This window comes from Duganella sp. BJB1802, assembly GCF_013369445.1.
GTDB classification, from domain to species: Bacteria; Pseudomonadota; Gammaproteobacteria; order Burkholderiales; family Burkholderiaceae_D; genus Rugamonas; species Rugamonas vulcania_A.
Genome location: NZ_JABWEF010000001.1, coordinates 675,640 through 688,707 on the forward strand (window position 1 = coordinate 675,640; position 13,068 = coordinate 688,707).

General features: G+C 68.5%; 8 protein-coding genes. 4 read left to right on the top strand and 4 right to left on the bottom strand.

Annotated features, from left to right (window positions below; genetic code table 11):
* Position 1: 1 nt before the first annotated feature.
* Complete coding sequence (locus tag HUX88_RS03090) at positions 2-487, top strand: arsinothricin resistance N-acetyltransferase ArsN1 family B (RefSeq protein WP_117011864.1); 486 nt, start codon at positions 2-4, stop codon at positions 485-487.
* Here the strand turns inward: HUX88_RS03090 and HUX88_RS03095 are convergent.
* A complete protein-coding gene (locus HUX88_RS03095; RefSeq protein ID WP_176360766.1) occupies positions 484-3,585 on the bottom strand; it encodes a ligand-binding sensor domain-containing diguanylate cyclase in 3,102 nt (1,033 codons plus the stop codon). The two genes, HUX88_RS03090 and HUX88_RS03095, sit on opposite strands and share 4 nt — an antisense overlap.
* A gap of 121 nt (positions 3,586-3,706) precedes the next feature.
* On the opposite strand from HUX88_RS03095, the gene HUX88_RS03100 reads away from it, so the two are divergent.
* Positions 3,707-7,549, top strand: coding sequence for a response regulator (locus HUX88_RS03100; protein WP_176360767.1), 3,843 nt, complete (start codon positions 3,707-3,709; stop codon positions 7,547-7,549).
* Here the strand turns inward: HUX88_RS03100 and HUX88_RS03105 are convergent.
* From HUX88_RS03105 to HUX88_RS03115, 3 genes are all read right to left on the bottom strand, one after another.
* On the bottom strand, positions 7,543-8,664 hold the full coding sequence (locus HUX88_RS03105) for a branched-chain amino acid ABC transporter substrate-binding protein (RefSeq protein WP_117011861.1): 1,122 nt from the start codon (positions 8,662-8,664) through the stop codon (positions 7,543-7,545). The genes HUX88_RS03100 and HUX88_RS03105 overlap by 7 nt on opposite strands.
* 133 nt (positions 8,665-8,797) lie before the next feature.
* Complete coding sequence (locus HUX88_RS03110) at positions 8,798-9,589, bottom strand: ABC transporter substrate-binding protein (protein WP_176360810.1); 792 nt, start codon at positions 9,587-9,589, stop codon at positions 8,798-8,800.
* Positions 9,590-9,648: 59 nt separating this feature from the next.
* Entirely contained in the window at positions 9,649-10,386 is a 738-nt protein-coding gene (locus HUX88_RS03115; RefSeq protein ID WP_176360768.1) for a hypothetical protein, read from the bottom strand.
* 332 nt (positions 10,387-10,718) lie between these two features.
* On the opposite strand from HUX88_RS03115, the gene HUX88_RS03120 reads away from it, so the two are divergent.
* Both HUX88_RS03120 and HUX88_RS03125 read left to right on the top strand, forming a co-directional pair.
* Entirely contained in the window at positions 10,719-11,093 is a 375-nt protein-coding gene (locus HUX88_RS03120) for a hypothetical protein (RefSeq protein WP_117011858.1), read from the top strand.
* Positions 11,094-11,280: 187 nt separating this feature from the next.
* Positions 11,281-12,954, top strand: coding sequence for an MFS transporter (locus HUX88_RS03125; protein WP_176360769.1), 1,674 nt, complete (start codon positions 11,281-11,283; stop codon positions 12,952-12,954).
* The last annotated feature ends 114 nt before the right edge of the window (positions 12,955-13,068 follow it).

Below are 13,068 nucleotides of genomic sequence, written 5' to 3' on the forward strand. Positions count from 1 at the left end.
GATGATACGACCCGCCACGCAGGACGATGCATCAGCCATCGTCGCCATCTACAATCACTACATCGCCACCACCACCATCAGCTTCGAGGAGCACGCGGTCACGCCGGAGGACATGGCGGGCCGCATCCGCGACATCACCGCGCACCTGCCATGGCTGGTGTATGAGCGGGATGGCGAAGTGCTCGGCTACGCCTACGCCACCAAATGGCGCGCCCGCAGCGCCTACCGGTTTTCCGCCGAGACCAGCGTCTACGTGGCGTTCGGGCAGGGCGGCAAGGGGATAGGATCGGCGTTGTACAAGGCGCTGCTGGAGGAACTGCGCGCCCGCGAGATCCACATGGCGATAGGCGGCATCGCCCAGCCCAACGAGGCCAGCGTGGCGCTGCACGAAAGCCTGGGCTTCGAAAAGGTCGCCCACTTCAAGCAGGTTGGCCGCAAGTTCGATCGCTGGATCGATGTCGGCTACTGGGAGCTGCGGCTTTCCTAGGCCATCCGCGCCTCGGTGTCCTCCGGCGCCAATACGCTGCGGTTGCCGCCTTCGGAGCGGGCCAGGTACAGGGCCTGGTCGGCAGCCAGTATCAGGTCTTCGGTGGTGTCGTCCTGCGTCGCCGGTAGCGATGCGACGCCGATGCTGGCGCTGATATTGCCCGACCTGGCTTTCACGTTAGGCAGGTTCAACGCGGCGAGCGCCGCCTCCATGCGGCGCGCGATCCGCATCGCCTCGTCGCCGGCGGTGGCGGGGGCGAGGAAGGCGAATTGGTCGGCGCCGTAGCGCGCCACCAGATCGCCGGCGCGCTGCACGGCGCCGCTCAGCGCATGCGCCGCCAGCCGCAGGACTTCGTCGGCGGCCTGCTGGCCGTAGTGCTCGCGGTAGGCCGCCAGCTGGTCGATCTCCACCAGTCCGATCGCCATCGGTTTCTTTTCACGCGCGGCGCGGCGCCATTCGCGCGCCAGCTGGTCGTCGAAGCAACGGCGGTTGGCGATGCCGGTCAGGTTGTCGGTGGCCGACAGGTTGGCCAGCTTGTGCTGCGCGATGCGCAGCGCTTCGCCGCGTTCCTGCAATTGCGCTTCCAGAGCCTGCGCCCGCGCGCTCACGCGCCGCACCGCCCAGCGGAACAGCAGCAACAGCAGCACCACCGCCATCAACGCCACTGCGCTGCGCACCCACCAGGTCTCCCACACCGGCGGCGTGATGGTGATCGGCAGGACGATCTCGTCGCGGCTGGCCACGCCCTTGTTGTTGCTGCCCTGGAGATGGAAGCGGTATTTTCCGGGCGCCAGGTTGGTGTAGGTCGCCACGGGATGGGCGGCGTCGGCCTGCACCGGTTGCGTGTCGAAGCCTTCCAGCCAGTAGCTGTAGGCGTTCCTGCGCGGTTCGGCGAAATGCAGCGCGGCGAATTCGATCGAGATGGTGTTGGCGATCCACGGCAGGCTCAGTGCACGCGGCTGCGTCACGCCGCCTTCCAGTATCACGTCCGGCGGCGGGTTCTTGCCGCCCAAGGAACGATTGAGCACGCGGATGTCGGTGATCGCCAGCTGCGGCGGGCGCGAGGCGCTGCTGTGGATCGCCGGGTTGACGGCGGTGACGCCGCTGCTGCTGCCGAAGTACAGGAAGCCGTTGCCGCTGTTGGCGGCGGAGTCGATGTAGAAGCCTTCGGTCAGGCCGTCCTCCACCGAGTATTCGGTGACGGTGCCGGAGACCGGATCGATCTTGCTCAGCCCCGCCGCCGTGGTCACCCAGATCATGCCGTTTTTATCCGAGCGTATCGCTTCGATCAGGCGCGTACCCAGTTCGCCTTTTTCCTGAACGCGGGTGATGCTGAAGGCGCCGTCCTTGCCGGCCACCACGTGGTTCAAGCCCTTGGAGGTGCCGACCCACATGCTGCCGTCGGCATCCTGGTGCAGGCTGCTGACACGGTCGCTGCTCAGGCTTGCCGGGTTGTTCGGGTCGAAGCGGAAGTGGCGGAACTTGCCGCTGGCCGGATCGAGCATATCGAGCCCGCCGCCGCGATAGAACTCGCCGCTCCATACGCGGCCGGCGCTGTCCTCCGCCACGGTGGAGGCGCCGTTGACGCTGCGGCTGGCCGGGTCCTGGTCGTCGTGCGCGTAGCTCCGGACCGCGCCGCTGGCCGTATCGTAGCGCAGCAGGGCCGTGCCGGTGCCGAGCCACAGCACGCCGCCGCGTCCCGGTGCGATGGCGTTGATGAAGTCCGTGGTCTTGCTGCCGAAGTGGATCACCTTGAACGGTGCGTCCGGCTTGTCCAGCCGGTTCAGGCCTTCCGAGGTGCCGACCCACAGCGTGCCGTCCGGCGCCTGGTAGGTGCTGTAGATGACGTTGGAGCTGAGGGCGCCCGGCCGCTTCGGCGTGGCGCTCCAGGTGCGTACCATCTCGCGCGTGGCCGGATCGAACAGCGCCAGGCCGTCGTCCAGCGCGAGCCACAGCTGGTTGTTGGCGGCCGCGCCCACGCTGCGCACGAAGTTGCTGGACTTGACGAAGTCGGGATCGATGTCGCGCGGGACGAAACGTTCGAAGCCGTGGTAGCCCAGGTTGGCGCGGCTGACGCCATCGGTCAGCGAGCCTACCCACAAGGTGCCGCTGCGGTCGCGCATGGTGGTGTTGATGGCGTCGCTGTTGAGGCTATGCGCGTCCTCGGCGCGGTGGCGGTAGCTCTGGAACTGGCGCCGCTCGCGGTCCCAGCGCAGCAGGCCGCTGGTGCGGGTGCTGATCCACATGTCGCCGGATCGGTCCTCGTCGATGTCGGTCACGCGCTTGGCCTGCACCGTCAGCGCTTCGCGCCGCTCCCACGGCTGGCCGGACTTCCACGTCACCAGGCCGTCGGCCGATCCTATCCACAGTGTGGCGGCGCTGTCGAAGTACAGCGCGCGCACGTCGTTGGCCTTGGGGTTGGGGTGCTCCGGGTCGTCGACGCGGAAGTGCTGGAAGCCGGTGGCGCCGGGCGCCAGGTAATCCAGGCCGCCCGGCCAGGTGGCGGCCCAGACGCCGCCCTTGGTGTCGACGGCGACGGCGTTGACGTCGTTGTAGAGCAGGCTGTCCGGCCTGGCCTCGTCGTGCCGGTAGGTGGTGAAGCTGCCCTTGCGCGGGTCGAAGTGCTGCAGGCCGCCCCATGTCGCCACCCACATGCCGCCCTTGTAGTCGGAGACGATGCGGCGCACGATGCGCGCGTTGCCAGGGCCGCCGGCGGGCACGTGGCGCGTGAAGCTGTTGGTCACCGGGTCGTAGCGCGCCAGGCCTTCGTCGGTGCCTATCCACAGCCTGCCCGTTTCGTCCTCGTACAGCGAGGTGACGCGGCCGCCCGGCAGGCTATGCGGGTCGGCCGGGTCGTTCATGTAGCGCACCTGTTTATGGCCGTCGTGGCGGAACAGGCCTCCCTCGATGGTGCCGATCCAGACGAAGCCCTGCCGGTCCTGCAGCATGGCGAGGATGGCGCGGCTGTCGGCGCCCAACGAATCGACGGCGGTGAAGGCCAGCGGACGCGGAGCCGCGTGCACCGGCGCGGCATGCAGGCAGGCCAGCGCGCCGCACAGCAGCAGGCGTAGGAGAGGGCGGACGGAGGTGCGCGGCATTCGGGAACCTTGATATTTTGGCCAGCCAAGTAAAGCACAGATTCGCCCGCCGTGGAAGCGTTGGGCGCTAACAGTTTTCCGCTATAATCCCTTGACAAATCTACATGCTACGCAAGGCGCCATGGACGGATCTTCAGACGGAGTACCCCTGCAACCGGCGCCGCTGCCGGCCCACGCGTCCTTGCGCACATGGCGCTCGGCGTGGGGCGCGGTGCGCCGGCGCGGCCTGCCCGGCCGCCAGGCCATGCGCTGGGCCGCGCTGGCGCTGCTGCTGGGCGGCGCCGCGGTGCTGGTCCAGCGCCAGGTGGTGTTTCAGCAGCACAGCCGCGACCTGAAGGCGGCGGCCGACGACATCGCGCGCCAGATCCAGATCGACAGCACCGACGGCCGCGTGATGGGCGGCGCGATTCTCATGGGCCTGGTGGAGGACAGCGTCAAGCTGCTGCTTTCGGGAGAGCTGGCGGCGGACGCCTACCGCCTGCACGTGGATTTCGCCGCCGTCCTCGATCAATACAGTGCCGACACCGTGTTCGTGCTCAATGGCGACGGCACCACCGTCGCTTACCTGAACAAGGAGGGCAAGGCCATCGGCGTGGGCCGCAGCCTGCGCTACCGCCCGTATAGCCGGCGCGCGCTGGCGGGGCAGGCCAACGTCTACGCCGCCATCGGCAGCAATTCGCACGAGCGTGGACTGTATTTCGCGGCGCCTATTTACAGCGGCAATTCGCGCGACACGCCCATCGCCGGTGTCTACACGATCAAGATGCCGGCCGGCGAGATCGACCGCATCCTCGCCCGCAGCAAGGACCCGGTACTGCTGCTGTCGCCGGACGGCGTGGTGTTCGCCACCAACCGCAACGAGTGGCTGTTCATGCAGGCCGGGAAGGCCGCGCCGGCGCGCGTCGCCCAGCTGGAAAACGAAAAGCAGTTCGGCGAGTTGTTCTCCGGTGCGGGGCCGCTGCAACTGCCGTTTGAACCGGTCGGCAAGCAGGCCGAGTTCCAGGGCCGCACGCAGGCGCTGGCCGCCACCGAGTTGAACTGGCCGGACGATGGCGGCGCCTGGCGCGTGGTGATCATGCAGGACAAGGGCGACTGGCTGCCGCTGTGGAACCAGCTGGCGCTGGCCTTCGGCTGCATGGCCGCCGTCTGGCTGTGCGCGATGGTGGTGACGGGCCGCACCCGTGCCGCCGAAAGCGCGCGCCGTTTGCGCTTCGAGAACGAGCGCCGCATGCGCGAGATCACCAACAACCTGCCGGTGGCCGTGTACCAGTTCCAGATGGACGCGGCGGGCCAGCCGCGCTTTCGCTTCATGAGTCCCGCCATCACGGCCATCACCGGCCTGCAGGCCAGCGACGTGCTGGAGGACGGCGCCATGCTGTTCGCGCTGCTCGATCCCGACGGCCGCGCGGGCCTGCTGGCGCAGATCGCCGACAGCGCGCGGCAGCACTGGTCGGTGCACCGCCGCGTGGAGTTCGGCGCGCAGGGACTGGTGGCGGCGCGCTGGGTCGATATCCATTGCACCTGCGTGCACCAGCACGCGGGCGAGGAGGTGTGGAACGGCTACCTGGCCGACGTGACGGCCGAGCACACGGCGGCGCAGACGCTCAGCGCCGCCAAGCAGACCGCCGAAGACGCGACACGCAGCAAGTCGCTGTTCCTGGCGAACATGAGCCACGAGATCCGCACGCCGATGAACGCCATCATCGGCATGAGCCACCTGGCGCTCAAGACGGACCTGACGCCGCGCCAGCACGACTACGTGCAGAAGATCCAGCGCGCCGGCCAGCACCTGCTGGGCATCATCAACGACATCCTGGACTTCTCCAAGATCGAGGCCGACAAGCTGCAGGTGGAGAACCAGCCGTTCGAGCTCGATCAGCTGCTGGAGAACCTGGCCACGCTGATCGGCGAGAAGGTCGGCGCCAAGGGCCTGGAGCTGGTGTTCGACGTGGCGCCCGACGTGCCGGCCGCGCTGGTGGGCGACGCGCTGAGGCTGGGCCAGATCCTGATCAACTACGCCAACAACGCCGTCAAGTTCACCGAGCGGGGCGAGGTGGCGGTGACGGTGCGCGTGCGCAGCCAGGACGAGCAGCGCGTGCTGCTGCACTTCGCGGTGCGCGACACCGGCATCGGCTTGAGCGAGGCGCAGATGCGCCAGCTGTTCCAGAGCTTCCAGCAGGCCGACGCCTCCACCACGCGCAAGTACGGCGGCACCGGCCTGGGACTGGCGATCTCCAAGAAACTGGCGCAGCTGATGGGCGGGGAGGTCGGCGTCGAGAGCGAGTTGGGCAAGGGTTCGACGTTCTGGTTCACCGCGCGCCTGGACATCGGCCAGGATGCGCGCCCTTCGTTGCTGCCGTCGCCTGACCTGCGCGGCAGCCGCTTGCTGGTGGTGGACGACAATGACAGTGCGCGCGGCGTGATCGCCGAACTGCTGCTCGGCATGCGCTTCAATGTGCGGGTGGCGGCGTCCGGCGCCGAGGCGGTGGCCATCGTGCGCGATGCCGCCGCCGCCGGCGAGCCGCTGGCCGCGGTGCTGCTGGACTGGCAGATGCCGGGCATGAGCGGCATCGAAACCGCCGCCGCCATCAAGGCGCTGGCGCTGCGCGAGCCGCCGCGTTTGATGATGGTCACGGCCTACGGGCGCGAGGAGGTGCAGCAGCAGGCGCGCGGCGCCGGCATCGACGATGTGTTGATCAAGCCGGTCAACGCCTCGGTGCTGCTCAACACCTTGATACGCCTGCTGGGCGGCGAGGTGGATGACAGCGCGCTGGCGCGTCCGGCGCCGGCCGACAAGCTGGCCGCGCTGGCGACCCTGCGCGGTGCGCGCGTGCTGCTGGCCGAGGACAATGAACTGAACCAGCAGGTGGCGTCGGAGTTGCTGGCCGACGCGGGCCTGGTGGTGGACATCGCCAACAACGGTGTGGAGGCGGTGGCGATGGCGCAGGGTGGCCAGTACGACATCGTGTTGATGGACATGCAGATGCCGGAGATGGACGGTATCGAAGCCACCCGCGCGCTGCGCGCCTTGCCGGCGCTGGACGGCTTGCCGGTGGTGGCGATGACGGCCAACGCCATGCAGGCCGACCGCGACCTGTGCACGCAGGCGGGCATGGTGGACTTCGTGATCAAGCCGATCGAGCCGGACGACTTGTGGCGCGTGCTGCTGCGCTGGATACCGCCGCGTCACGCGCTGCCGGCGCAGGACGCGGCCGGCGCGGAGCCGCGCTACGAGCCGCGCACCGAACCGGGGCACGATTCGCAGACCGGGCCGGGCGGCGAACGACCAGCCGCTGCGGGCCGCGAACCGCAAGCCGCGCCGGACGACGGCTTCCCGCAGGAGATACCGGGCCTGGACATGGTGTCCGGCCTGCGCCGCGTGCTGGGCAAGCGGCCGCGCTACCTGGCCATGCTGCGCGGCTTCGTCGCCAACCAGGCCGGCGCGGTGACTCAGATATCGGCGCTGCTGGCGGCCGGCGACCGCGCCGGCGCCGAACGCGGCGCGCACACACTCAAGGGATTGGCCGGCAATATCGGCGCCAGCGCCCTGCAGCTGCTGGCCGGCGAAGCCGAACATGCGCTGTCGCCGGCGGTGGTGGGCGATACCGGCGCCGCCGCGCTGGCCGAACGCCTGGCGCCGCAGCTGGCGCAGCTGGAATCGGTGCTGGCCGGCCAGGTGGCGGCCATCGCCGCATGCCTGCCGGCGGAAGCCGAGCTGGCGGTGGTGGATGTCGACCCCGGACAGCGCGACGCCGTGGTGCGCGAACTGGGCGAACTGCTGGCCGACGACGACGCCCGCGCCGAACGGCTGCTGGTGGAGCATGGCGCGCTGCTGGCCGCCGCCTTCCCCCGGCACTACCGCAAGCTGGAACAGGCGGTCGGCGATTTCGACATGGAGCAGGCGCTGGAAATCCTGAACGGCGCCGTCGCCGACATCAAGGCCGACGGCGCGCTACATCAGTAGGTGGTCAGCGCAACCGGCTGGCCGCCCTTGAAGTGGAAGATGGTGACCGGCGACTGCTTCATGTCGCCGCGCTGGTCGAACGAGTAGGTGCCCGCCACGCCCGTGTACGAACCGGCGCCGATCGCGGCGCCCACTTTTTGCGGATCGATCGAATTCACCTTCTGCATCGCCTGTGCGTACATCATGGCCGCGTCGTAGTAGGCCGCCGCGTAGACATCCGGCTCCTGCTTGAAGCGCGCCTTGTACCTGGCCTTGAAGGCCGGGCCGCTGGCCAACTTGTCGAGGCTGGCGCCGCCCTGCGGGCACAGGACGTTCTCGCCGACGGCGTCGCCACCGAGCTTGCCCATCTCCGCGGTGCAGATGGTGTCGCCGCCCAGCAGCTTGGCGTTGATGCCCAGCTGCTTCATCTGGCGCGCCATCGGTGCGCCCTGCGGCGCGTAGCCGCCGAAGAAGATCGCCTCGACATTCTTGGTTTTCAGCTTGGTCAGGATGGAGCTGAAGTCGAACGACTTATCGGTGGTGAACTCGTGGCCGGCCACGGTCATGCCGGCGGCCTTGGCCTGCTTCTTGAATTCCTCGGCCAGGCCCTGGCCGAAGGCGGTGCGGTCGTCGATCACGGCCACGGTCTTCAGTTTCAGTTCCTTGGCCGCGTACAGCGCCATCTTGCTGCCCAGTTGCGAGTCGCTGGCGTTCACGCGGAACAGGCCCTTGTAGCCCTGCTGCGTGAGCTTGGGATTGGTGGCCACGGTGGCGATCAACACGCCGGCGTCGTTGTAGGCGCGCGAGGCGGGGATGGCCACGCCCGAGTTGTACGGGCCGACCACGTACTTGACGCCCTGGTCGATCAGCTTCTGGGCAGCCGCCATGCCGGCCTTCGGATCGCCCTGGTCGTCCTCCGATTGCAGTTCGAACTTGAGCTTCTTGCCGCCCACGGTGATCGGCTTGGCGTTCAGTTCCTCGACCGCCAGGCGCGCGCCGTTCTCGTTGTCCTTGCCCGAAAACGCCTGGGCGCCGGACAGCGGGCCGCTATGGCCGATCTTGACCAGGGTGTCCTGCGCGTGGACGCCGGCGGCGCCCAGCAGTGCGGCGGCGGCTGCGATGTGCTTCAGTTTCATGCGATCTCCCGATGTGGTGTTGTAAGGTGATGGCGAGATTATCGCCAAAAACGCAAAATATTATCGTGCGACTTGCACTTGCGAATGGCCTGTTTTGCGGCATATCGCCTTTCGAATCGGCTGCGGCCGAAATTTAATTCGGCGCGTGCTGGCGCCTGGCGTCCTCCTCGCGCTTGCGGATGCGCGCCAGCGCAGCGTTGATGCGCTCGATGATGCCGTCGTCCTGGTCGCGGGCGATGGCGAAAAACTGGCCGCTGTCGGTGATCAGGGGCTTGGGCAGCACGCTGAAGCCGGCGTTGGCGGCGGCGCCGATGGCCGGCAGGCGCGAAGCCATGAAGTCGCGGATGCTGTTCTCCAGGTCCTTGGCGGTCAGGCCCTCGGGCTGGAACAGCAGCACCGCGTCCACGCGCTTGAGCATCAGGCGGGTGAGGCGCGTGCCGCGCGAGGAGATGTCGTCGTCGGTGCGGAACAGCTTACCGCGCGCCGCGTCGAACGCCGGGCCGTAGCTGTAGCCGCGCACCGTGCTGATGGTCTTGCCGCGCAGGTCTTCGAGGCCGTTGAAGGGGAAGGTGGCGTCGCTGCGCGTGACCACCCACAGGCTGTTGTGGGTGGCGGGGTCGGAGTAGTGCAGCGCGCGCAGGCGGTCGGCGGTTTTCGGCAGGCCGAACACCAGGCCTTCGCCGTTCAGCGCGTGGCGTTCGGCGCGCGCCCATGGATAGGTGCGCGGCTCGAAGGTCACGCCCAGCTCCTGCGCCACGGCGTCGAGCACCTTGCGCTTGACCGCCGGCATGGGCCGGGGCTTGCCTTGCTCGTCGAGCGTGTCGCCGATCAGCAGCGGCACCTTGGGTGCGGCGGCGGCGAGCGCCGGGGCGGCGCACGACAGCGCGGCGGCGAGCAGTATTGCGGTGATGTTCAAGCGCTTCATCGGCAACAGGGCAGTGGGCAAGCGCCGATTATTGCATGGTTTTGGAGAAGGCCCGGCGCTTATGGCGTGTGGCCGTTGGCGCGCGTGCGGGCGGGGGCGGCCACCGCCGGCACGCGCGGGATGGCGCTGCCCGCCGTTTGCGCGAGATGGCTGGCGGCGCCGGCGATGTCGTTGATGCGGTAGGCGGCGATGGCGGCGGCCAGCGCCGGATTGGCGCCCAGCGGATCGTTCTGCTGCGCGAAGGCCAGCCGCGCGGCGAAGTTCTCCGCCACGGCGTCGAAGCTGCCGAGGGTCGCCTGCAGGGTGGCGGCGGTGGCCTGCGGGGCGGTGTGGAAGGCGGTTTGCAGCTGCACGTCGTCGAGCGACAGGCTGTTGTGGGCGTCGGGCGGCAGCGTCGCTTGCAGGGACAGGCCGATCTGCGCCAGGTTCTGTGCGACCGCCGGCGGTTGCAGGCTCTGCACCAGCGTGTCCAGCAGGGACGATTCCGGTCCTTGGGCGCGGTCGGTCTCGGCGGAGGGGAGCAGGTTGAATGCGTCGACCACGTCGCGCGTGCGGTCGCTCAGGGTGGTATCGCTGTTGGGCGGCGCGGCGCCTTGGGCCAGGGCCGCCTGCAGCTGGGCAAGATGTTGCTGGGTCTGCGACACGGTCAGCAGGAAGTTGGCCACCGGCGACAGGTCGACCGTGACCGCGGCGGGGGCGGGAGCGTCGGTGGACGAGCCGATTGCCGTCACCAAGTCGGCGTCCAGCGGCCCCAGGGGCGTCACATTGCTGGCCGGCGTGGATGAGATGGGAAACATGCGGCGCTCCAGAGCGGTATTTTTAGCTCAGCATGCGCCATCCGTCCGCCGCCGTCCGTGTGGCAGCTCACATAGCCGCGCGATTGGTGGGGTCAAGTCTGACATTCGGACACGGCCTCTGCCGTAGGCGCGCGTTGGCCGTCACGTCGGCGGGCGTCAGCGATGGCCGCAGAGTCGGACCCGGCAGTCCGTGTGCCAGTTCACATACGCGGCGCGTTGTTGCAATGCCGCGCTCTGCCCGCCACTTTGTTAGTTTCCGCACGGTTAAGCGCCGCTGGGGGGCCTATCGTATCCCTTGCAGTTCCAACATTCACTCGAAAAAGGAAAGCATCATGGACAACAACCTCGACAGCAAAATCAACGCCACCCGCGACGGCGTCACCCAGATCGGCAACAATCTGCGCGCCGATGCCCACGCCGCCATCGACAAGGTCGCCGACAAGGTTCCGCCCGCCACCGACCGCCTGGCCAACAGCGCGCACAACAGCGTCGACCGGGTCGCCGATGGCGTCGGCAAGATGGCCGACACGGTGGAACACACGTCCGACAGCCTGATCGAACGCGGCAAGCGCGTCACCGCCAGCTGCAAGGCGCTGACCGAATCGGGCCGCAGCCGCGTGCGCGCCAGCCCGGCCATGTCGGTCCTGCTGGCCGCCGCCGCCGGCTACGGCCTGTCCAAGCTGCTGGGCTCACGCAGCGCCAAATAACACCATGCCTCCCGGCCGGTGTGCCCGCCGGGATAAGCGGCGGCCCGGCCGGGCGACGGCATGCGCTTCCTGCAGGCTCTCCCTTTTGAGTGGGCTGTAATATACGCAACAATGACGAGCATAGTGATATGCTCGTCATTGTGCAGTTTACGCCCCATACAATTCGCATCCGGACCTTCTGACCACCATGGACGTTTACGCCCCCCAGGTATGGCTTCCGCACGAGCGCCCGTCCTTGCCGGGATCGCCGTCGACACCGCTGCACACGGCCGAGCGCCGGCTGGCCTTCCTGGTGGTCGGCTTCATCGTCGCCGTCACCGGCGGCCTGGGGAACGCGCTGGTGTCGGTCAACCTGCCTTACCTGCAAGGCTCGCTGGGCGTCTACTCGGCCGAGATCCAGTGGCTGCCGGCCGCCTATGTGATGGCCAACGTGTCGATGAACCTTCTGCTGGTGAAGTTCCGCCAGCAGTACGGCCTGCGCCTGTTCACCGAATTATTCCTGGTGGTGTACGCGGTGGCCACCGTGGCCCACTTGTTCGTGCACGGCCTGGCCTCGGCCATCGCGGTGCGCGCGGCGCACGGCATGAGCGGCGCGGCGCTGACCACCCTCGGCCTGTACTACACGCTGCAGGCCTTCCCGGCCCAGCACCGGCTCAAGGCGGCGGTGTTCGGCATCGGCTTCTCGCAACTGGCGCTGCCGATGGCGCGGCTGTTCTCCTCGGAGCTGATGGAGTTCGGCGAGTGGCGCGGCCTGTATTTCTTCGAGCTGGGATTGGCGCTGTTGTCGCTGGCCTGCGTGCTGGCGCTCAAGCTGCCGCCGGGGGACCGCGTCAAGGCCTTCGAGAAGATGGACTTCCTCACCTTCGGCCTGTTCGCGCCCGGCGTGGCCTTGCTGTCGGCGGTGCTGGCGCTGGGCCGCACGGTGTGGTGGTTCGAATCGCGCTGGCTGGGACTGTGCCTGGCCGGCGCCATCGTGCTGATCGCCGCCGCGCTGCTGGTCGAGCATAACCGCGCGCGCCCGCTGCTCAACACGCGTTGGCTCAGCAACGGCAATATCGCGCGGCTGGCCCTGTCGGTGCTGCTGATCCGCGTGGTGCAGTCGGAGGCCAACGGCACCGTGGGCTTCCTGCAGGCGCTGGGCCTGAACAACGACCAGATGCAGATGCTGTGGATCGTCGTCATGGTCGGCACGGTGGCGGGGCTGGTGGCCAGCGCGCTGACCATCACGCCGCCGCGCATCCCCTTGCAGCTGATGTTCTCGCTGGTGCTGATGGCGGTCGGCGCCTACATGGATTCCGACGCCACCAACCTGACCCGGCCCGCCGACCTGTATGTGAGCCAGTTCCTGCTGGCCTTCGGCGGCGCCTTCTTCATCGGGCCGACCTTCATCTCCGGCTTCGGCGCGGTGATCGCGGCGCCGAATAACCTGGTCAGCTTCTCGGTCATGTTCAGCATCACGCAGACGCTGGGCAGCCTGCTTGGCTCGGCGCTGGTCGGCACCTTCCAGGTCGTGCGCGAGAAATTCCACTCCAGCATACTGGTCGAGCATCTGACCCTGCTCGATCCGATGGTGGCGGCGCGCATCCAGAGCGGCGGCGCCAGCGTGGGCGCGGGGCTGGCCGATCCCGCCGCGCGCGGCGCCACCGGCGTGGCGGCGCTGGGCGCGGCGGCCACGCGCGAGGCCAATATCCTGGCCTACAACGATGTCTTCCTGATGATTACCCTGGTGGCGCTGCTGACACTGGCCTGGATGCTGGGCCGCTATCTGTGGTCGGTGTGCGTCGTCTGCCCCGGCAGCCCTGCGCACAACGCGCAGACCGGCATGGCCAATGTCTCCCTCAACAACTCCGGATCACGCTGAACCACATGGCTAACACGACTCCCGACAATACCTCCTCCTCCGAAACCCGCGTCGCGGCGGTGGCTGCCGCCGCTGCGGCGGCCGCCCTCGCCCCCCCCCCCCCCCCCCCGCCGG

Bases quoted from the DNA above. Each gene is read 5' to 3' on its own strand.
- HUX88_RS03090 (WP_117011864.1), top strand. From the start codon at position 2: ATGATACGACCCGCCACGCAGGACGATGCATCAGCCATCGTCGCCATC.
- HUX88_RS03095 (WP_176360766.1), bottom strand. From the start codon at position 3,585: ATGCCGCGCACCTCCGTCCGCCCTCTCCTACGCCTGCTGCTGTGCGGC.
- HUX88_RS03100 (WP_176360767.1), top strand. From the start codon at position 3,707: ATGGACGGATCTTCAGACGGAGTACCCCTGCAACCGGCGCCGCTGCCG.
- HUX88_RS03105 (WP_117011861.1), bottom strand. From the start codon at position 8,664: ATGAAACTGAAGCACATCGCAGCCGCCGCCGCACTGCTGGGCGCCGCC.
- HUX88_RS03110 (WP_176360810.1), bottom strand. From the start codon at position 9,589: ATGAAGCGCTTGAACATCACCGCAATACTGCTCGCCGCCGCGCTGTCG.
- HUX88_RS03115 (WP_176360768.1), bottom strand. From the start codon at position 10,386: ATGTTTCCCATCTCATCCACGCCGGCCAGCAATGTGACGCCCCTGGGG.
- HUX88_RS03120 (WP_117011858.1), top strand. From the start codon at position 10,719: ATGGACAACAACCTCGACAGCAAAATCAACGCCACCCGCGACGGCGTC.
- HUX88_RS03125 (WP_176360769.1), top strand. From the start codon at position 11,281: ATGGACGTTTACGCCCCCCAGGTATGGCTTCCGCACGAGCGCCCGTCC.